Raw genomic sequence first — 18437 nt, 5'->3', positions numbered from 1 at the left:
GTCAGTGCCCCACAAATGGAATGAGAATGGTGAATGCATCCCAGAGCTTTTCGCCCGTGGGAATGCGGTAGGCCACGATATTGCCCAGGCCGAGGGCGTATTTGAACAGCACGAACAGGCCTAGTGACAGGCCCAGACCGGAGAAGATTGCCGCGCGCGGATTGGGTGAAATCTGATAGCTCAGGATACCGGCGGCGATGGCTGTGGGCAGCAAAAAGCCCAGCGGCGTCAGAAAGACTGCATAAAGCGCCAGCACAAAGACCGCGATGGCCATGGCGCCCCACGTGCGGCTTGCAGGCCAGGCAGGATCAGGATCAGGCTTGAACATGATTGACAGCGAACAGATGGCGGCCACCCCCCCGATCATCAACGGGAAGAGCTTCGGAAGAAATTCGCCGGAAAACAGGTTCGTCTTGATCTGTGTGGCAGCCGCGATATACGCGACTGCCGTGATCAAACAGATCAGACCAAAGATGCGGTCTGATGCCATTACTGGGTGACCCCCAGCTCTTTGGACATGGTGGCGATGTCTGCGACAAGCCCGTCAACATAAGACTGGAAATCGCCGCCAACCTTGGTGAATGGGGCCAGACCGTTGTCCTTCATGGCCTGCGCCCATTCGGGGCTGTCCGCGACCTGTTGCAGCTTGCCGGCCCATTCGTCGAACTTGGCGTCCGAGATGTCCTTGGGCACGTAAAGGCCACGCCAGTTCACCGCGACCACGTCATATCCCTGCTCCTTGGCCGTGGGTATGTCGTCAAAGCCGGGTACGCGTTCGTCGGTCAGCACCGCGATGACGCGGATGTCGCCGTTGGACAGGAAGCTCACAACTTCGGACATGTCGCCCGTCATTGCCTGCGTGAATCCACCGACCGTCTGGGTGATCGCATCCGCGCCCCCGTCAACACCGATGTATTTGACTTTCGTGATGTCGGTGAACCCGCCTTCTTTCAGGATCATCAGGGGTTTGAGGTGGTCAAAGCCGCCCACAGCCGACCCGCCTGCAAAGGCGACGGAACCGGGGTCCGCCTTGATGGCTTCCACCAGATCGCCCAGCGTCTGATAGTCGCTGTCCGCGGCCACCACGATCACGCCCGGGTCAGCACCAATGGCGCCGACGAAACGGACCTGATCCGCTGTCATGCCCGCATAGGCGTTTTGCGCCAGACGTGTGGTTGTGGCTGAAGAGGCCGCCACGATCAGGTCTTCGTCAGAGCCACGCTCATTAACGACGTTGCCGTAAGCCAGACCGCCGCCCGCGCCCGGCATGTTGGTGACCTGAACCGGTTTGTCGACCGCTCCGATGTCGAAAAGGATCTTGCCGATCTGACGGCAGGTGAAGTCCCAGCCCCCACCGGGGTTGGCCGGTGCGATGCATTCCGCCGCCGTGGCACCCCCTGCAATACCCACAGAGAGCACGGCACTCGTTGCGAGCGCCTTGAAAAAGCGTTTTGTCATTGGTTCCTCCCATTTGACTTGACGGGTCTCCACCCGTTTCATGTGGTGACATGACCTTAGGAACCTGACACCAACCTGTCACGCATGCAAAGACCAAACCGCCCATGAGATTTCTGCTGGTAGAAGACAACGCTGATCTGGCCCGCGCGCTGACGGGGCGCTTTGCGCTGGATGGGCATGTGGTGGATCATGCGGCGTCTCTGGCGGATGCGGAGCTGTCGATGAAGACCGTGTCTTACGATTTGATTTTGCTGGATATTATGTTGCCAGACGGGGACGGGCGTGAATTTCTGCGCCGCCACCGCGCGCAGGATGACCCGACGCCCGTGATCGTTCTGACAGCGCGTTCGGAGGTCTCCGACCGGGTTGGTCTGCTTGATCTGGGAGCGGATGATTACATCACCAAACCCTTCGATTTTGCCGAGCTGGAAGCCCGGACACGAGCTGTAATGCGCCGACTTGGCGGCGCGGCGGGCAACACGCGCGAGTTCGCGGGCCTGGTTTTTGATTCGACCACCGGCACGATTTCGGCAGGCAACTGGACCGAACAGTTGCGTAATCGTGAAATGCGCCTGCTAGAAGTTTTCTTTGCCGCCCCGGGGCAGATTTTTTCCAAATCTCATCTGATGGACCGCCTGTTTTCCTTTTCCGAGGACGTCTCGGAAAACGCGATCGAGGTCTATGTGGGCCGGTTACGCCGCAAGCTCGGCGCGTCTGAAGCCCATATTGAGACAGTGCGCGGCCTAGGCTACCGGATGGTGAAACGCGGATGAGCGCTGCGGGCTCTCCGGGCTCAATCAGGCGGCGGCTGGTGGGGCAGCTGGCGCTTGTTGCAGCACTCCTGTCAGTGGCGTTTTTCTTTTCGCTCAGGGTTGTGGCCGAGCGCGCGACGGAGGCCACGCAAGACAACATTCTGGCCGCCTCCGCCACCTCGATTGCCGATGCGGTCTATTCGGACGCGGGCGAAATCCGCGTGGAAATACCCTATTCGGCGCTGTCGATGCTGGGCACGGTCTCTGAAGACCGGGTGTTTTACCGGGTGATTGTCGATGGGCGCACGCTGACAGGCTATGACGATCTGCCCGTACCCGAAGGGCGCGCGCGTGGGCCTGTCTTTGCGACCTATGGCTACCGTGATGATACGTTTCGCGCCGTGGTGGTCACCCGCGCGCTCAGTGCTGCCAATCAGGCGCGCCGCGTGCAGGTTGTGGTCGCCCAGACCCGTCTGGGACTGGCCGCGATTTCCTCACGCATCACCACCATTGCCACGGCCATCGGCGTGGCGTTCTTTCTTGTGGCCACCGCACTCAGCGCCTTTGCTGCGCAAAACGCGCTTTCCCCGCTCAACCGTCTGGCCGAAGCCGTGGCCCGGCGTGGCCCCAAGGATCTGCGCCCGGTCACGGCCGAAACCCCCACTGAACTTGCGCCCCTTGTGGGCGGGCTCAACGGCTTCATCGCGCGGCTCGGCTCGGCGCTGACCCGTTCCGAAGATCTGATTGTCGAGGCTGCGCACCGCGTACGTACCCCGCTGGCCACCGTACGCACCCAGGCCGAAGTGGTACATCTGCAAATGGAGAAACCGGAAAACCGCGCGGCCCTGCGGCAGATGATACGGGCGGTGGATGAAAGCTCGCGCTCTGCCGGGCAGCTTCTGGACCACGCGATGGTCACCCTGCGCTCCGACCAGTTGGAAACCGAAGAGATCGACCCTGCGGAGCTGTTGCGCGATGCCATACACCGGCTGTCGCCCACAGCCGAACTGAAGGACATCGCGATCAACCTGCATTTGCCCGACACGCCCCTGCGGGTGCAGGGTGATCCGATCCTGTTGCAGAACGCGGTGCGCAATATTCTCGACAATGCGATCAAATATTCGCCCGCCGATACGGACATCACCGTGCGCCTGACGCCCGGGTCGCCCTGCCGGTTGCAGTTCTGCGATCAGGGCCGCGGTTTTGAGGCGCAGGACATCGCGCGCCTGCCGGACCGTTTTTCGCGGGGGTCCAACGTGGATGACGTGGTCGGTTCCGGTCTGGGGCTGACGATTGTGCAGGATGTGGCCCGCGCCCATGGCGGCACGCTGGAAATTGCCCAAAACCCGAAAGGAGAGGGCGCATGCGTCTCGCTTGTCTTGCCGTCCTACTGAGCTTTTGCGCACCCCTGGCCGGGGCCTTCGAGATTGAGGAAAGCCGCCAGTATCCGGCCAATGGCTCTGTGACGCTGCGCATTCTCTCCACGGCGGACGCGGATGTGTTCGAGCCGATCATAGAAGCCTTTCAGGATCAGAACCCGGCCATTGCGATCACCTATGACGTGGCCAGTTCCGCGCAGGTGATGACCGCGCTTTATGATGAGGGCGCGCAATATGATCTGGCGATTTCTTCCGCCATGGATTTGCAGACCAAGTTGGCCAATGACGGTCTCGCGCAGACCTATGTGTCTGATGCCACGGCCTTGCTGCCGGGCTGGGCCAAATGGCGTGATCAGATATTCGCCTTCACGCAGGAACCGGCGGTTCTGGTCCTGAACGCGCAGGCTTTCACGGGTCTGGCCCTGCCGAAAAACCGCGAAGACCTGATTGCGCTGCTGCGCGATCATGCAGATGTCTTCGACGGACGTATCGGCACCTATGATGTGCGTGTGTCAGGGCTGGGGTACCTCTTCGCCACACAGGATTCCCGCAACACGGAAAGCTTCTGGCGGCTGACCGAAGTGATGGGGCGGCTGAACACCCGGCTTTATTGCTGTTCGGGTGACATGATCACGGATGTGGCACGGGGGGAACTTGTGCTGGCCTATAATGTTCTGGGCAGCTACGCGCGTTCAAGGCTCGCTGACACGCCGGGGCTGCTGGTGGTGGAAATGGACGATTTTGTCTCCGTCATGCTGCGCTCGGCACTCATCCCCAAGACAGCAAAAGCGCCCGGTGAGGCCGGGTTGATGATTGATTTTCTGGCCGGGATGAACACACGCCCTGCGCTGGCAGAACAAACTGGGTTGCCGCCCGTCGCACCAAGCACCAAAGAAGATGAAAGTGTCATCCGTCCGATCCGGCTCGGCCCCGGCCTGTTGGTCTTTCTGGACACTATGCGCAGAGAGACATTCCTGCGCAGCTGGACCAGTTCGATCGAGCAGGAATAGCGGAGATCGAGAAAGAACCCGGTTTCAACGACGCTGCGGATCGGGCGGATGGCTGCAATGTTACACTTTATCCGTCGCGTCCAGGTTCGTCCGGGTTGCTGCAGAACAACGCGATCTTGTTGCCGTTAGGGTCGCGAAGGTAGCCAACGTAGAAGTGAGATCCATAGGAGGCGCGAAACCCAGGCTGACCTTCGTCAGAACCTCCGGCAGCGAGGGCTGCGGCGTGTAGATCACGTACCTGGCTTTGGCTGCGCGCCTCAAATGCGACCATAGCTCCGTTGCCAGCCGATGCGGCGCCGCCATTGAAGGGTGATTTGACATAGAAATCTGGCGAAACCTGAGATTGACCCGGTTGTACGGGCGGTATGTAGCTCAAGTCCCCATGATACTCCTCCAGTCTGTAACCAAGGGCTGTCAGGAACGCAGAGTAAAATCGCTCCGCGCGCGCGATGTCATCTGCCCCAACGGTGACATAAGCAATCATGGCGTGTGCTCCCTCCGGAATTTATAGCGTTTCGACTTAACGTTGGATCGCTTGTTCGCGGCCTCTCGCTTCGGTGACACGCGAAAAGCGATCAAGGTAAAGTGACAGGCTTTAGTCATTGCAAAGCGGCCACTGCATGGCGGTAAGCCTACACACAACTCGATTGAACAAAAGGGCGTTCGTTAAATCCCAAAAGCCGAAACTGGCGCAACTGCAGCGAAGCTCGGTTCGCGTCCCTTCATATCCTCGGCGGTCTGCTTTTGTAGACCGGCAGTTGCCAGCCAAAGGCCAGTGAGCCTGCACGCAGCGCCCATGTGACGAAGGCGCAGAGGGCCAGCGGGATCAGCGCATCGGCGAAATAGGGCCGGGTCAGGGCTGCGACCGTTGCACCGGCAAATGCCGCCGTCACATAAAGCTCGCCCTGTTTCAGCACAACCGGCAGATCGTCCAGAACCACGTCGCGCAACAAGCCTCCCATGCAGCCGGTGATGGTGCCCATCAAGACGACAACCAGCGCAGGCTGACCCATCGAAAGGGCCACGCCGGTGCCCGCCGGTACCGCCACTGCCAGCGCGAAACTGTCCAGCCATATCTGCGTTTTCAACCGGCTCTCGAACCGGTGGGCGGTGAAGAAGACGACCAGCGCAGCGGCGCAGGCAAGCCCGATGTAGGCGGGTTGCGCGATCCAGAAAATCGGGTTCCGGTCCAGCAGCACATCGCGCAGGGTGCCGCCGCCCACCGCCGTCAGACAGGCCACAAAAGCAAAGCCCACGATATCAAGCTGCTGGCGGCTGGCCACCAGAGCACCGGTCAGCGCAAAGATGACAACGGAGGCGTAATCGAGAAAGGCAATCAGGGTCATTTGGGTTTGAACGGCGCCATGCCGGCACGGGCAAGCGCATCCGCGCGTTCGTTTTCCGGATGGCCCGCGTGGCCTTTGACCCATTTCCAGGTCACATCATGCTTTGCATTAGCCGCGTCCAGCCGTTGCCAGAGTTCGGCGTTGGCCACCGGTTTCTTGGCCGCGTTTTTCCAGCCGTTTTTCTTCCAGCCAAAAATCCAGCTGGTGATCCCGTTCTTGACGTAATTGCTATCCGTCACGATGGTGATCGTGCTACTGCGGTTCAGAGATTCAAGGGCGTTGATCGCGGCGAGCAGTTCCATGCGATTGTTGGTCGTCTCCGGCTCACCGCCTTTCAATTCGCGCTCCTTGATGACGGTCTCACCGTCCATCGCCCGCATCAGGGCCCCCCAGCCGCCCGGCCCGGGATTGCCGGAACAGGCCCCATCTGTATATGCGAATAATTCAGCCATGAGCGGCGAGGCATATATAGGCGGCCTCGACCCCGTCAAGCCCTTTCGCACTGCCGGTTTCGCGCGCCGTGACCGTCAGGCCCGCCTCTTCCAGCAGACCGGTCAGTTCGGCGTCGGTGTAATAGGTGTAGTACCGCCCGATCGGGTCGCGTTTGCTGCCGGTTCCGGTCTTCATGCCGATGTGAAAGCGCCCCCCGGGCTTGAGCGCTCGGGCCAGCGCGGCAAGATGGCGCGGCATGTCTTCACGGCTGGCGTGCAGCAAAGAGAAATTGGCCCAGATGCCATCGTAGACATCGGTGCCGGAGATATCGTCAAACCCTGCAAGCCGAGCCTCCACGCCCGGATGGCGTTGCGCAAGGGCGATCATTTCGGGCACCGGGTCCACGGCGGTCACCGACAATCCGCGTTCGGCCATCGCGGCCGAAGAGGTGCCGGGTCCGCATCCCAGATCAAGCACATGCCCGCCTTTTGGCACATCGCTGATAAAGGCCTCCAGCCGCGGATCGGTCTCATTGAACCCTTCGGTCAGTTCCACATAGTCCCGGGCTTTTTCACCATAGACTTTGAGGGTTTCTTCATCGCTCATAGAAATATCCCGACACCCAGACAGATCAACACGATGCCGCTCAGCAAGACCCGTAAGGACAGCCACCAGCGCGGCGTGAGCCCCCATTGCCAGAAAGCGATGTCGAGCAAGAGCACGCCGGCAAACCCGAAAAACAGGTTCGTCGCGGAGGATACCGGTCCGCCGCCGACCATGAAGAAAGTCCAGAGTGCCGGGATCACCGACAGGGTGTAGCAGGTCGCGGCCCTTGTGCCGCTGGCCTTGGTGGCAAATCCCCAAAGCACGCCCGACATGAAGGACAGGATTACCGTGCCGTAAAAAAGCTGGATATAGGGGCCCACAAAACGAGAGCCGAAGGTGCTGGCCCCCCAATCGGCCAGCGCGGGCCACAGCAGGGTCACGGCCCCCCAGACGAACGGGATAACGCCCGCAAGGCCAAGGGCAAGCGGGGCCGCCGGGATGCGGCTCATGCTTTTTCCAGCGCCAGACGGCCAGCAAGGGCTACAAAGATGCCCGCAAAGCTTCGGTTCAGCCACCGCATCACGCGTTCTGATCCCAGCAGCCATCGGCGCGTCATTGCCGCGAAAACGCCGTAGAACAGGAAAACCCCGAAGGTCATGATCATGAAGACCGCGCCCAAAACCACCATTTCCAAAGTCGCCGTGTCCGCTTGGCCGGACAGGAACGGAGGGAGCAAGGCCAGAAAGAAGATCGAGAGTTTGGGGTTCAGAAGATTGATCAGCGTGGCGCGCCGGGCAATGATCCATCCCGGTTCAGTTGATTTTTGCGCGCCAATGGATAGCGCGCCATGCGCGCGCAGGGATTGCCAGGCAAGATAGAGCAGATAAGCCACACCCGCGAATTTGACGATTGTGAACAGCACAGCACTTGTGTGCAGCACGGCGGCCAAACCGAGGGTCGCGGCGGCGAGATGCGGTAGGATCCCGATGGTGCAGCCCAGAGATGCCCAGAAAGCGGCAAGCCTGCCCTGACCCAATCCCAGGGCAATTGTGTAGATGACCCCGGTGCCGGGGGCCAGAACCACGACGAAGGCGGTGAGCAGGAACTGAAAGGAGATCACGCGGGTTCTCTCAGAACGCGGGGGACCTTGAATTCAACGTTCTCCACGGCGGTCTCCACCTGTTCGCGGGTCACGTCATACCGCTGGACGAAGGCGTCGATGACCTCGTTGATCAGCACTTCGGGTGCTGAGGCCCCGGCGGTGATCCCGATACTGCGGATGCCTTCCAGCGCGCGCCAGTCGATGTCAGTTGCCCGCTGCACCAGCTGCGCGTAATTGCAGCCTGCGCGCGCGCCCACTTCGACCAGACGTTTCGAATTGCTGGAATTGGGGGCGCCGACGACCAGCATCGCGTCGCATCTGGGGGCCATCGCCTTGACCGCCTCCTGACGGTTGGTCGTGGCATAGCAGATGTCTTCCTTGTGCGGCCCGACGATGGCGGGAAAACGGGCTTTCAGAGCCGCGACCACATCTGCGGTATCGTCCACGCTGAGCGTCGTCTGCGTGACATAAGCCAGCCGTTCTGGATCGCGCACCTCAAGGCCGGGGACATCCTGTGGGGTTTCGACGAGGAGAACCTCTCCGGGGGGCAACTGGCCCATGGTGCCGACGGTTTCAGGGTGACCTGCGTGGCCGATCATGATCATTTGCAGACCATTGTCGGCGTGACGTTGTGCTTCGATGTGAACCTTGCTGACAAGCGGGCAGGTGGCGTCAACATAGACCATTTCGCGCTTGGCGGCGGCGGCGGGCACGGCCTTGGGCACCCCATGGGCGGAAAAGATGACCGGGCGATCATCGGGACAATCGGAAAGTTCCTCAACAAAGACCGCACCCTTTGCGCGCAGCCCGTCCACCACGAATTTGTTGTGAACGATCTCGTGGCGCACGTAGATCGGTGGCCCCCATTTTTCCAGCGCCATCTCAACGATCTTGATCGCGCGATCCACGCCCGCGCAAAAGCCGCGCGGCGCTGCCAGCAACAGGGTCAGGGGCGGTTTGGTCATGGTCTTAGCTCCGGAGTTCTCTCACCAGAGGTAAGGCTTTGCGCAAGCAGCGTCCAGAGCGACCTCTGGACGCGCCGTGTTAACCGTTGGCGGCGTCCGGGAATTCACGCGGTGGGCGCCCGATGACGTCCTTCAACTCGTCCAGCTCGATGAAGTTATCGGCCTGACGGCGCAGCTCGTCCGATATCATGGGAGGCTGACTGCGGATGGTGGACACCACAGAGACCCGGACCCCGGATCGTTGCAGGCTTTCGACCAGTGGGCGAAAATCACCGTCGCCGGAAAACAGAACAATATGATCCACCCGCGGCGCGAGTTCCATCGCATCCACGGCCAGTTCGATATCCATGTTTCCCTTGACCTTCCGGCGGCCCATGCTGTCGGTATATTCCTTGGCAGGCTTGGTCACCATGGTGAAGCCGTTGTAATTCAGCCAATCAACCAGAGGGCGAATGGGAGAGTATTCATCGTTCTCCAAAAGCGCTGTGTAGTAGAAGGCTCGCAGGAGCTTTCCTCGACGCATGAACTCCTGGCGCAGCAGCTTATAGTCGATATCAAATCCGAGCGACTTGGCAGCGGCATATAGATTCGAGCCGTCAATGAACAGCGCCAGCCGTTCGTCTTTATAAAACATAAAGTGTCCTTCCGATGCGTCAGCTGCTGGTGTTCAAGGAGTGACTTGAATAAAATGACCGTCATGCTGACCCGGTGCAAAATAGGGAAATTTCCAAGTGTCGCAAGGGACTGAGACCTACAAAACTGGCGAAAAGCTGCCACAAATCCGGTCAATTGCCTTGATTGCCCTTGGGTCAAACACCTCCTCTCCGCTAGGTGACCCAACGGAAACTGTCAGAAAGGGCGTTCTAGCACTGGTTGAAAGTTTAGGGGTGATTCGGCGTGTGAGCAAGTATTACCGCACACCGGCTTTCCCGGCTGGAAACGGTCCGGACTTTGTGAATGCAGTGGTCTGTCTTGAAACCGATCTGCCTCCCGAAGATGTGATCAGCAGATTGCATGAGATCGAGGCGGAGATGGGTCGGTCCCGCAAAACCAGATGGGCGCCCCGCACGCTCGACCTTGATCTCATTGCGCTGGGAAATCATGTGTTGCCGGATGCGGACACCCACAGGATTTGGCGTGACTTGCCGCTCGACCAACAAATGGAGCGTGCGCCCGAGTTGCTGATCCTGCCGCATCCGCGGGTTCAGGAACGGGCCTTTGTTCTGGTGCCGCTGGCGGATGTCGCGCCGGGGTGGGTACATCCGGCCACCGGACGGAGTGTCAAAGAGATGCTTGCAGCGCTTCCCGACGCTGCGAAACAAGAGGTTGTTGCGCTGGAATAGGCGCTTGTAAATCTCTCAAAAGGGGCCTAAGTACCGCACTTCTGACAAACCCTCGATTTATGGAGTGTTCCATGGCCCGCGTCACTGTTGAAGATTGCGTCGACAAAGTTCCCAACCGGTTTGAACTGGTGATGCTTGCGGCACATCGTGCCCGCGAAATCTCTGCCGGTGCGGCGATCACGGTGAATCGCGACAACGACAAGAATCCGGTCGTGTCCCTGCGGGAAATCGCCGACGAGGCGCAAAGTGCCGACGATCTGCGCGAACGCCTGATCGAGAGCAACCAGAATCAGATCGAGGTGGACGAGCCGGAAGAGGACGCCATGGCGCTTCTGATGGGGGCCGAGCAGGACAAGCCGGAAGAGGACAGCATGTCCGAAGAAATGCTCTTGCGGCAATTGATGGCAGCACAAGGGCAAAGCTGACCGCAGCTTAACCCCGGCCCGAGGGGCTGACACATGACGACAGCAGACCAGATGGACATTACCGCCGACGATCTGGTCAGCCTCGTTACCAAATACAACCCTAAGACGAATGAAGCGCTGATCCGCGCGGCCTACGATTATGGCCGTGACATGCACGAAGGGCAAAAGCGCCATTCGGGCGAGCCCTATTTCAACCATCCTGTTGCCGTGGCGGCCATTCTCACCGAGCAGCAGCTCGACGATGCCACCATCATCACCGCGCTGCTGCATGACACCATTGAAGACACCAAGGCATCCTACGCGGAAGTGGCGGACCGCTTTGGCAACGAAGTGGCCATGCTGGTGGATGGGGTCACCAAGCTGACAAACCTCCAGCTGAATTCGACGGAGACCAAGCAGGCGGAGAATTTTCGCAAGCTCTTCATGGCGATGTCGAAGGATTTGCGCGTTATTCTGGTCAAGCTGTCGGACCGTTTGCATAATATGCGGACCATCAAGGCGATGCATATTGACAAGCAGGCGCAAAAGGCGCGCGAGACAATGGACATATTCGCGCCGCTTGCCGGCCGGATGGGGATGCAGTGGATGCGCGAGGAGCTTGAAGATCTCGCTTTCCGGGTGCTGAATCCCGAAGGCCGGGCGTCGATCATCCGCCGCTACATCAATCTGCAACGCGAAACCGGCGACGTGATCCAGCGGATCACCGGTGACATGCGGCTGGAACTGGACAAGGCAGGCGTCGAGGCGGATGTGTTTGGCCGCGCCAAGAAACCCTATTCGATCTGGCGCAAGATGCAGGAGAAGGAGCAGACCTTCTCGCGCCTGTCCGACATCTACGGGTTTCGCATTCTCACCGCGACAGAGGAGGATTGCTACCGCGCGCTAGGGGCGATCCACCAACGCTGGCGCGCGGTGCCGGGCCGGTTCAAGGATTACATCAGCCAGCCCAAATCCAACGGCTATCGCTCCATTCATACAACCGTGTCGGGGCGGGACGGCAAGCGCGTCGAAGTTCAGATCAGGACCGGCCAGATGCATGATGTGGCCGAAACCGGCGTGGCCGCGCATTGGTCCTACCGTGACGGTGTGCGCAGCCAGAACCCTTTCGCCGTCGATCCGGCCAAATGGATCACGCAGCTCTCCGAGCAATTTGATGCGGAAGAGGACCACGAGGACTTTCTCGAAGCCGTCAAGCTGGAGATGTACTCGGATCAGGTCTTTTGCTTCACGCCAAAAGGGGAAGTGGTGAAGCTGCCGCGTGGGGCCACGCCGATTGATTTCGCCTTTGCGATCCATACACGCATCGGCATTGCCTGTGTCGGCGCCAAGGTGGATCACATGCGCGTGCCGCTCTGGACCCGGCTGAAAAACGGCCAGAACGTGGAAATCATCACCGCCGAAGGTCAGAGCCCGCAGGCGACCTGGCTCGACATTGCCACAACCGGCAAGGCGCGTGCCGCCATCCGACGGGCGCTGCGCGAAGAGGATCGGGCGCGCTTCGTCAAGCTCGGGCGTGAACTGGCACGCTCGGCCTTTGAGCATGTCGGTCGCAAGGCCACCGACAAGGCGCTGTCCACCGCTGCACGCCATCTGCGGTATGAAAACCGCGAAGATCTCCTTTCCCGTCTGGGTAGTGCCGAGATCACTGGTCGCGAAGTAGTGCAGGCCGTCTATCCCGACCTGACGCCAAAGCCCGGCGAAAAGGTGGACGCGCAGCGTGCGGTCATCGGTTTGTCGCAGGGGCAATCCTTTGACCGGGCCTTTTGCTGTCAGCCGCTGCCGGGGGAGCGGATTGTCGGGATCACCTTCAAGGGCCGCGGTGTTGTGGTGCACGCGATCGACTGCGACCGCCTCAGCGCCTATGAGGACCAACTGGACCGATGGCTTGACCTCAGATGGCACGAAGGCAGCCACCCCGCGGTCTATGGTGCCACGCTTGACGTGACGCTCAACAACGATTCCGGCACCCTGGGGCGCATCTGCACCTTGATAGGAGAGACCAAGGCCAATATTTCTGACCTACAGTTCGTGGATCGGAAACCAGACTTTTACCGTCTTCTGATCTATGTCGAATTGAGAGATGTCTCGCATCTGCATTCGCTGATGCTGACACTTGAAGCCGAAAGCGATGTGGCGGAAATTTCCCGCTATCGCAATATGTCACAAGGGGTCGTCGAAACACCTGCCTGATGCCGCGACCTGGTCATTTAGAGGTCATAATTTCGAGGTGTCCTGCATGGGCTGACCCCTCACAAGAGTTAAAAAAGGAACCTCGTTCTTTGGTTTTCAAACGCCGCGATCCCAAAAGCTGGCCCCGCGCTTTGGCAGAGTTTCTCTGGCCGCGTGGGGGCTGGGCGCGTGCGTTTCATTACGTCAAGCACCGGATGCGGCGCCTGCCGGACAGTCCCGAACGGATCGCCCGGGGGATCTGGGCCGGGGTCTTTGCTTCGTTCACACCGTTTTACGGCATTCATTTTTTCATCGCGGCAGGGCTTGCCACGGTCATGCGGGGAAATGTCATCGCCTCCCTGATGGCAACGTTTTTCGGCAACCCCCTGACCTATGTGCCCATCGGTGTTGCGGCTCTGTCCACGGGGCACTGGTTGCTCGGCGATGATATGGACGAGCGCATCCCGCGCTCGTTCGGTGGCAAATTCGTTGATGCGGGCGCCGATCTCAAAGACAATTTCCTGGCAATATTCAACGACACGACCGCGGACTGGTCCCGTCTGTCGGTCTTTTATGACGAGATTTTCTTTCCCTATATGGTCGGGGGTATCTTGCCGGGCATAATTTCGGCGACCGTCTGTTACTATCTGGCGGTGCCGTTGATCCGGGTGTATCAGAAACGCCGTAAGGGCATGATCAAGGCAAAATTTGAAGCTCTGAAAGCAAAAGCTGCAGCAAAAGCAGATGCCAAACGTAAAGCGGAACATTCTACCGGGGACTAAAATTGGGGGGCTATCTGATGGCCAATCACGGAAAACTGCGCCTCGGCGTAAACATCGACCATGTGGCAACCGTGCGCAATGCGCGTGGCGGTGCCTACCCGGACCCTTTGCGGGCCGCCAAAATTGCGCAGGAGGCGGGGGCCGACGGCATCACTGCGCATTTGCGCGAAGACCGCCGGCACATTTCGGACGCGGACATCGAGGGGCTGATGGACGTTCTTAGCGTGCCGTTGAACTTCGAGATGGCAGCGACGGATGAAATGCAGCAGATTGCACTGCGTCACAAACCGCATGCCGTCTGCATTGTGCCGGAGAAGCGCGAGGAACGCACCACAGAAGGCGGGCTCGAAGTGGCCCGCGAAGAAAACAAGCTGGCGCATTTCATCGCCCCGTTGCGGGATGCTGGTTGCCGGGTCTCCATTTTCATTGCCGCGGACAAACGACAGATCGAAGCGGCCCATAGGATTGGCGCGCAGGTCATCGAATTGCATACGGGCGCTTATTGCGATGCGCATGCGGAAGGCGACACCGACAAGCGGGATCAGGAACTGCAAGCGCTGCGCGAGATGTCCGGTTTCGCCCATTCATTGGGGCTGGAGGTTCATGCCGGTCACGGGCTGACATATGATACTGTCACACCGGTTGCAGCCTTTCCGGAAGTGATGGAATTGAACATCGGGCATTTTCTGATCGGTGAGAGCATTTTTCTGGGTCTGGCCCCCGCGATCGCAGAGATGCGGCGCTTAATGGATGCCGCACGGGCCTGAAAACCTCGCCAGAGGTTGATGTTTGACAATTTGCTCATCCTAAAGTTGAAAAATAGCCATTTTTGAATCACCCTAAGGTTGCGGTTGGTGATGTTTGGTATATAGTTGGGATTATTGAATTAAATTAATATGAGGAGGGAGCAGATGATTTTTCGTCCACTTCGGTTTTGTCTCAACTATATAATGATTACCATTGCCACAATCGTACTGACCATGATTATTCAGTCGTTTGTTGCGTTTGACCTCAGTTCAGTTGGGACGTCGGTTATCCCGTTGCTGGCAGCAGCAATGATCGAGGGTCAGTACTTCGGTCGTCATTGTGAGGGTCCGCCCGCCAAGGCAACAATCTGGCGTGCGTCGTTGAAAATGGCGGGAATCGTCATGGTGTTGTCGGTTCTGCTTATGGGGTTGTTGGCCCTTGTTTCATCGGGTGTATTGAGTGTTTTTGCCGCCATCAGTCCGGCCACGACAATGCTGATACTGGTTTTCGCCGTGTTGTTTTCATGGGTGATACTGCGTTTGGGTTACGGCATGGGTTTGCGCTCTGGTATGAGCCAGATTGCCTGACAACAGCTCGCAGAAGCTGTGGCTATTGAGTAGAAGAAATGGGGGTACTGTTGCGCCCCCTTTTTTGTGCGGCTTTGTTACACACCATGGCGTTCACTTTCACCAAGGGGGCGGGCCAACGATATGTTCTCGCCCGCATGCCTCGGTGCGTGATCGGACAGACAGGTCAATTTACCGCAGCTTGGTGCTCATGCGGGTGTTCGCGGTTGATTTGCATTGATGTTGTCCGGCATCTGTCAAACAATCTCCTGATGATTGAGGCTGACAAACTATGATCCTGGGCATTGGCACGGACCTTGCAAACATCGAGCGCATCGAGGGGACGCTCAACCGGTTCGGGGATCGGTTCCGTAATCGTGTGTTTACCGAAACCGAACAGCGCAAGGCGGAGCGTCGTAAGGACGTTGCCGGCACCTATGCGAAACGCTGGGCCGCCAAGGAAGCCTGCTCAAAAGCGCTGGGCACCGGGCTGGCCATGGGGATTGCATGGAAAGACATGTCGGTGAGCAATCTCAGAACCGGGCAACCGGTGATGCATGTCACCGGCTGGGCGCGCGAACGGCTCGATGAAATGACGCCGCCGGGTCATGAGGCCGTGATCCATGTCACCTTGACGGATGACCATCCCTGGGCACAGGCCTTCGTGGTGATCGAGGCGCGGCCAATCGCCGGGTAACGATTTGCAAATCTTTTGCGCCGCCCGCTCTGTTAACCCGCCCATCTGCTTACCGGTGTCATACGGCCTGTGCACAGGTTGTGCACGGGTTGTGATCAGCGCAGATGCCGTAAAACAAGGCTGTTAAGCCCGGTTGAGAGTTGTTAGTGCAACGCGGTCACCGAACGTTGCGCGAGCCTGCCTTGACTCGCCCCGCTGGCCTGCGCATTTAGGCGCAAACCAAATCATGGGAGCGCCCAATGGCCGCTAAAGAAAAGAAGCAGCAGAATGCCGTCGTTGAGACGATCAAAACCGTCGTCTACGCGCTGCTTATTGCCGGGGTGTTCCGCACGCTGTTTTTCCAGCCGTTCTGGATACCGTCGGGCTCGATGAAGGAGACCCTGTTGGTGGGTGACTTTCTCTTCGTCAACAAGATGGCCTACGGCTATTCCTATGCGTCCTGCCCCAGCCTGATCATGCCGCGCTTCGGTGTGAATATTGATGCCAAGGATATCTGTGGCGTATTTGACAAGGACAACACGCGCCTGTTTGCAAGGTCGCCTGAACGTGGGGACGTGGTTGTCTTTCGCCATCCGGTATCCGGTCGCGACTACATCAAGCGGCTGATCGGCATGCCGGGTGACAGCATTCAGATGCAGGACAGCATCGTTCTGATCAACGGGGAGCCTGCCCCGCAGGAGCCTGCGGGTGTCTTTGAAGAGTTGATGGAGCCGCAAGGGCCCGAAGGTCGGCGTCCGCGCTGCTCGAATGGTCCTGTGGGTGATGGCGGTACTTGTGAAAAGGCCCGGGCCATAGAGACCCTGCCCGGAGGCAGCAAGCATCTGGTTCTGGACATTGGGCTGCAGGCGTCTGATCGGACGGGTGTCTATCAAGTGCCTGAAGGTCATTACTTTTTCATGGGCGACAACCGTGACAATTCCGCCGACAGCCGCCTGGCGCAGCAAGTTCAAGGCGTTGGGTTTGTGCCTTTTGAGAACCTGATCGGCCGTGCCGACCGGATCATGTTTTCCTCTGCGGGCAGGTCCATGTTGTTCTTCTGGACTTGGCGTGGTGATCGTTTCTTCAGGGCCGTTGAGTGAAACTTTCAGCGGAACTCAGGTCTTTTCAGGACCGGTTGGGCCATATTTTCAAGAGGCCGGAACTGCTTTCACAAGCGGTGACCCATGCTTCCATGTCCAGCGCCAACCGGGATGATAATCAGCGGCTGGAATTCCTGGGCGATCGGGTCTTGGGGCTCGTTATGGCGGAGGCGCTTTTGACACTCGACAAAGGCGCCACCGAAGGACAATTGGCGCCGCGTTTCAACGCATTGGTCCGTAAGGAGACCTGCGCAGATGTGGCGCGCCAGATTGATCTGGGGGCGGTACTGCGCCTGGGCCGGTCGGAGATGCTCTCGGGGGGGCGGCGCAAACAGGCGCTTTTAGGGGATGGCATCGAAGCGGTCATCGCAGCGGTCTATCTCGACGCAGGGTTTGAGGCCGCCCGCGATTTGATCCTAATGCTCTGGGGTAAGCGCGTTCATGAAGTCGACAAGGACGCGCGCGATCCCAAAACGGCGTTGCAGGAATGGGCGCAGGCGCGCGGACTGGCACCACCAACCTATCTTGAGGTCGCGCGTGCGGGCCCCGATCACGCACCTGTCTTTACGATCGCGGCAAAGCTGCAGACCGGAGAAAGCCAACAGGCAACAGCAGGGTCAAAACGGCAAGCCGAGCAGGCTGCGGCCGGAAACCTATTGGCGGAACTGGAGAAATCCTCATGAGCACGCGCGCCGGTTTCGTCGCCCTGATCGGAGAACCCAATGCAGGGAAATCCACGCTGCTGAACCGTATGGTCGGCGCTAAGGTCTCAATCGTGACGCATAAGGTTCAGACTACCCGGGCGCGCATCCGGGGTGTTGCGATGGAAGGCGAGAGCCAGATCGTTTTTGTCGACACACCCGGCCTCTTTCAACCGCGGCGCCGGTTGGACCGGGCCATGGTTGCCGCCGCCTGGGGGGGGGCTGCCGATGCCGATGTCGTGGTGCTGCTGGTGGAGGCGCAACGCGGCGTGACCGAAGGCGTGGAGCGCATACTCGAAGGTTTGCAGGACATCGGGCAGGGGCGGCAGGTGATGCTGGCGATCAACAAGATCGACCGGGTGCAGTCAGAGGTCCTGCTAGGGCTGAGCAAAGACCTCAATGACCGCTATCCCTTTGTTGAAACGTTCATGATCTCAGCCGAGCGCGGCCACGGTGTTGAAGCTTTGCGCAAATGGCTGGCCGCTGAGCTACCGGAGAGCCCATGGCTTTATCCGGAAGATCAGATCGCTGATTTGCCGATGCGGATGATTGCCGCGGAAATGACGCGTGAAAAGCTGACACTCCGGCTCCATCAGGAACTGCCCTACCAATTGACGGTCGAAACTGAAGGCTGGGAAGAGCGCAAAGACGGCTCGGCAAAGATTGATCAGCTGATCTATGTTGTGCGGGATGGCCACAAGGGGATCGTTCTGGGCCACAAGGGCGAGACGATCAAAGCGGTGTCAAAAGCCGCCCGAGAGGAATTGCAGGAGTTTCTGGGGCGTAAAGTTCATCTGTTTTTGCAGGTCAAGGTGCGGCCAAACTGGCTTGATGAAGCCGAGCGCTATTCGGAAATGGGACTGGAGTTCAAAGATGGGAATGCCTGACGTTGCTGTACCGAGGCAGCAAAGAGCCATCTATGATCCATGGCGGCGCGA

Annotated in this window: 23 protein-coding genes; 13 read left to right on the top strand and 10 right to left on the bottom strand. The window is 59.2% G+C overall.

What is annotated here, in order from left to right; all coding sequences use genetic code 11:
- Position 1 precedes the first annotated feature (1 nt).
- Both ACOTTU_RS11605 and ACOTTU_RS11600 read right to left on the bottom strand, forming a co-directional pair.
- The gene (locus ACOTTU_RS11605) at positions 2-490 is read right to left on the bottom strand and encodes a tripartite tricarboxylate transporter TctB family protein (RefSeq protein WP_425658136.1); all 489 of its coding nucleotides are present in this window, start codon (positions 488-490) and stop codon (positions 2-4) included.
- A complete protein-coding gene (locus ACOTTU_RS11600; RefSeq protein ID WP_425658134.1) occupies positions 490-1458 on the bottom strand; it encodes a Bug family tripartite tricarboxylate transporter substrate binding protein in 969 nt (322 codons plus the stop codon). Before ACOTTU_RS11600 ends, ACOTTU_RS11605 begins: the two co-directional genes overlap by 1 nt.
- A gap of 104 nt (positions 1459-1562) precedes the next feature.
- On the opposite strand from ACOTTU_RS11600, the gene ACOTTU_RS11595 reads away from it, so the two are divergent.
- Genes ACOTTU_RS11595 through ACOTTU_RS11585 form a run of 3 tightly spaced genes read left to right on the top strand, consistent with a single transcriptional unit; the run spans position 1563 to position 4599 of the window.
- Complete coding sequence (locus ACOTTU_RS11595) at positions 1563-2231, top strand: response regulator transcription factor (RefSeq protein ID WP_425658132.1); 669 nt, start codon at positions 1563-1565, stop codon at positions 2229-2231.
- Positions 2228-3604, top strand: a complete 1377-nt coding sequence (locus ACOTTU_RS11590) for a sensor histidine kinase N-terminal domain-containing protein (protein ID WP_425658130.1) — start codon at positions 2228-2230, stop codon at positions 3602-3604. The genes ACOTTU_RS11595 and ACOTTU_RS11590 overlap by 4 nt, the downstream gene beginning before the upstream one ends.
- On the top strand, positions 3574-4599 hold the full coding sequence (locus tag ACOTTU_RS11585) for an ABC transporter substrate-binding protein (protein ID WP_425658128.1): 1026 nt from the start codon (positions 3574-3576) through the stop codon (positions 4597-4599). The genes ACOTTU_RS11590 and ACOTTU_RS11585 overlap by 31 nt, the downstream gene beginning before the upstream one ends.
- 67 nt (positions 4600-4666) lie before the next feature.
- On the opposite strand, the gene ACOTTU_RS11580 is transcribed toward ACOTTU_RS11585, so the two are convergent.
- The 8 genes from ACOTTU_RS11580 to ACOTTU_RS11545 form a co-directional block, all read right to left on the bottom strand.
- A complete protein-coding gene (locus ACOTTU_RS11580; protein ID WP_425658127.1) occupies positions 4667-5083 on the bottom strand; it encodes a VOC family protein in 417 nt (138 codons plus the stop codon).
- Between the two features lie 238 nt (positions 5084-5321).
- Positions 5322-5945 (bottom strand): trimeric intracellular cation channel family protein, encoded by a 624-nt coding sequence (locus ACOTTU_RS11575; RefSeq protein ID WP_425658125.1) that lies wholly within the window; start codon positions 5943-5945, stop codon positions 5322-5324.
- The gene (gene rnhA, locus ACOTTU_RS11570) at positions 5942-6397 is read right to left on the bottom strand and encodes a ribonuclease HI (RefSeq protein ID WP_425658123.1); all 456 of its coding nucleotides are present in this window, start codon (positions 6395-6397) and stop codon (positions 5942-5944) included. Before rnhA ends, ACOTTU_RS11575 begins: the two co-directional genes overlap by 4 nt.
- The gene (locus ACOTTU_RS11565) at positions 6390-6983 is read right to left on the bottom strand and encodes a class I SAM-dependent methyltransferase (RefSeq protein WP_425658121.1); all 594 of its coding nucleotides are present in this window, start codon (positions 6981-6983) and stop codon (positions 6390-6392) included. Before ACOTTU_RS11565 ends, rnhA begins: the two co-directional genes overlap by 8 nt.
- A complete protein-coding gene (locus ACOTTU_RS11560; RefSeq protein ID WP_425658119.1) occupies positions 6980-7432 on the bottom strand; it encodes a DUF3429 domain-containing protein in 453 nt (150 codons plus the stop codon). Before ACOTTU_RS11560 ends, ACOTTU_RS11565 begins: the two co-directional genes overlap by 4 nt.
- A complete protein-coding gene (locus ACOTTU_RS11555) occupies positions 7429-8043 on the bottom strand; it encodes a LysE family translocator (RefSeq protein WP_298919375.1) in 615 nt (204 codons plus the stop codon). Before ACOTTU_RS11555 ends, ACOTTU_RS11560 begins: the two co-directional genes overlap by 4 nt.
- A complete protein-coding gene (gene ispH, locus ACOTTU_RS11550; RefSeq protein ID WP_425658117.1) occupies positions 8040-8990 on the bottom strand; it encodes a 4-hydroxy-3-methylbut-2-enyl diphosphate reductase in 951 nt (316 codons plus the stop codon). Before ispH ends, ACOTTU_RS11555 begins: the two co-directional genes overlap by 4 nt.
- Before the next feature lie 79 nt (positions 8991-9069).
- Positions 9070-9624: an NYN domain-containing protein gene (locus ACOTTU_RS11545; protein ID WP_298919371.1), complete on the bottom strand. Its 555-nt coding sequence runs from the start codon at positions 9622-9624 to the stop codon at positions 9070-9072.
- A gap of 97 nt (positions 9625-9721) precedes the next feature.
- On the opposite strand from ACOTTU_RS11545, the gene folK reads away from it, so the two are divergent.
- From folK to era, 10 genes are all read left to right on the top strand, one after another.
- A complete protein-coding gene (folK, locus tag ACOTTU_RS11540; RefSeq protein WP_366523328.1) occupies positions 9722-10333 on the top strand; it encodes a 2-amino-4-hydroxy-6-hydroxymethyldihydropteridine diphosphokinase in 612 nt (203 codons plus the stop codon).
- A gap of 71 nt (positions 10334-10404) precedes the next feature.
- Entirely contained in the window at positions 10405-10758 is a 354-nt protein-coding gene (gene rpoZ, locus ACOTTU_RS11535) for a DNA-directed RNA polymerase subunit omega (protein WP_298919369.1), read from the top strand.
- Positions 10759-10791: 33 nt separating this feature from the next.
- Positions 10792-12948 (top strand): RelA/SpoT family protein, encoded by a 2157-nt coding sequence (locus ACOTTU_RS11530; RefSeq protein ID WP_425658115.1) that lies wholly within the window; start codon positions 10792-10794, stop codon positions 12946-12948.
- Positions 12949-13037: 89 nt separating this feature from the next.
- The gene (locus ACOTTU_RS11525; protein WP_298919367.1) at positions 13038-13709 is read left to right on the top strand and encodes a DUF2062 domain-containing protein; all 672 of its coding nucleotides are present in this window, start codon (positions 13038-13040) and stop codon (positions 13707-13709) included.
- A gap of 17 nt (positions 13710-13726) precedes the next feature.
- The gene (locus ACOTTU_RS11520; protein ID WP_425658113.1) at positions 13727-14476 is read left to right on the top strand and encodes a pyridoxine 5'-phosphate synthase; all 750 of its coding nucleotides are present in this window, start codon (positions 13727-13729) and stop codon (positions 14474-14476) included.
- A 144-nt stretch (positions 14477-14620) separates the two neighbouring features.
- Entirely contained in the window at positions 14621-15043 is a 423-nt protein-coding gene (locus tag ACOTTU_RS11515) for an ABZJ_00895 family protein (protein WP_425658111.1), read from the top strand.
- A gap of 271 nt (positions 15044-15314) precedes the next feature.
- A complete protein-coding gene (gene acpS, locus ACOTTU_RS11510; protein ID WP_298919363.1) occupies positions 15315-15719 on the top strand; it encodes a holo-ACP synthase in 405 nt (134 codons plus the stop codon).
- Positions 15720-15958: 239 nt separating this feature from the next.
- On the top strand, positions 15959-16798 hold the full coding sequence (gene lepB / locus ACOTTU_RS11505; RefSeq protein WP_298919361.1) for a signal peptidase I: 840 nt from the start codon (positions 15959-15961) through the stop codon (positions 16796-16798).
- Positions 16795-17481, top strand: a complete 687-nt coding sequence (rnc, locus tag ACOTTU_RS11500; RefSeq protein WP_425658108.1) for a ribonuclease III — start codon at positions 16795-16797, stop codon at positions 17479-17481. The genes lepB and rnc overlap by 4 nt, the downstream gene beginning before the upstream one ends.
- Positions 17478-18386 carry a GTPase Era gene (era, locus tag ACOTTU_RS11495; RefSeq protein WP_425658106.1) on the top strand — a complete coding sequence of 303 codons (909 nt, stop codon included), beginning with the start codon at positions 17478-17480 and terminating at the stop codon, positions 18384-18386. The genes rnc and era overlap by 4 nt, the downstream gene beginning before the upstream one ends.
- The last annotated feature ends 51 nt before the right edge of the window (positions 18387-18437 follow it).

The sequence above is a fragment of the Roseobacter sp. EG26 genome (assembly GCF_049830555.1).
GTDB lineage: Bacteria > Pseudomonadota > Alphaproteobacteria > Rhodobacterales > Rhodobacteraceae > Roseobacter.
The sequence above is the reverse complement of the archived record's forward strand: the minus strand, read 5'-3'. Positions and strand labels throughout refer to the sequence as shown.

Coding starts and splice junctions, on each gene's coding strand:
- ACOTTU_RS11605 (WP_425658136.1), bottom strand. CDS start 490: ATGGCATCAGACCGCATCTTTGGTCTGATCTGTTTGATCACGGCAGTC.
- ACOTTU_RS11600 (WP_425658134.1), bottom strand. CDS start 1,458: ATGACAAAACGCTTTTTCAAGGCGCTCGCAACGAGTGCCGTGCTCTCT.
- ACOTTU_RS11595 (WP_425658132.1), top strand. CDS start 1,563: ATGAGATTTCTGCTGGTAGAAGACAACGCTGATCTGGCCCGCGCGCTG.
- ACOTTU_RS11590 (WP_425658130.1), top strand. CDS start 2,228: ATGAGCGCTGCGGGCTCTCCGGGCTCAATCAGGCGGCGGCTGGTGGGG.
- ACOTTU_RS11585 (WP_425658128.1), top strand. CDS start 3,574: ATGCGTCTCGCTTGTCTTGCCGTCCTACTGAGCTTTTGCGCACCCCTG.
- ACOTTU_RS11580 (WP_425658127.1), bottom strand. CDS start 5,083: ATGATTGCTTATGTCACCGTTGGGGCAGATGACATCGCGCGCGCGGAG.
- ACOTTU_RS11575 (WP_425658125.1), bottom strand. CDS start 5,945: ATGACCCTGATTGCCTTTCTCGATTACGCCTCCGTTGTCATCTTTGCG.
- rnhA (WP_425658123.1), bottom strand. CDS start 6,397: ATGGCTGAATTATTCGCATATACAGATGGGGCCTGTTCCGGCAATCCC.
- ACOTTU_RS11565 (WP_425658121.1), bottom strand. CDS start 6,983: ATGAGCGATGAAGAAACCCTCAAAGTCTATGGTGAAAAAGCCCGGGAC.
- ACOTTU_RS11560 (WP_425658119.1), bottom strand. CDS start 7,432: ATGAGCCGCATCCCGGCGGCCCCGCTTGCCCTTGGCCTTGCGGGCGTT.
- ispH (WP_425658117.1), bottom strand. CDS start 8,990: ATGACCAAACCGCCCCTGACCCTGTTGCTGGCAGCGCCGCGCGGCTTT.
- ACOTTU_RS11545 (WP_298919371.1), bottom strand. CDS start 9,624: ATGTTTTATAAAGACGAACGGCTGGCGCTGTTCATTGACGGCTCGAAT.
- rpoZ (WP_298919369.1), top strand. CDS start 10,405: ATGGCCCGCGTCACTGTTGAAGATTGCGTCGACAAAGTTCCCAACCGG.
- ACOTTU_RS11530 (WP_425658115.1), top strand. CDS start 10,792: ATGACGACAGCAGACCAGATGGACATTACCGCCGACGATCTGGTCAGC.
- ACOTTU_RS11520 (WP_425658113.1), top strand. CDS start 13,727: ATGGCCAATCACGGAAAACTGCGCCTCGGCGTAAACATCGACCATGTG.
- ACOTTU_RS11515 (WP_425658111.1), top strand. CDS start 14,621: ATGATTTTTCGTCCACTTCGGTTTTGTCTCAACTATATAATGATTACC.
- acpS (WP_298919363.1), top strand. CDS start 15,315: ATGATCCTGGGCATTGGCACGGACCTTGCAAACATCGAGCGCATCGAG.
- lepB (WP_298919361.1), top strand. CDS start 15,959: ATGGCCGCTAAAGAAAAGAAGCAGCAGAATGCCGTCGTTGAGACGATC.
- era (WP_425658106.1), top strand. CDS start 17,478: ATGAGCACGCGCGCCGGTTTCGTCGCCCTGATCGGAGAACCCAATGCA.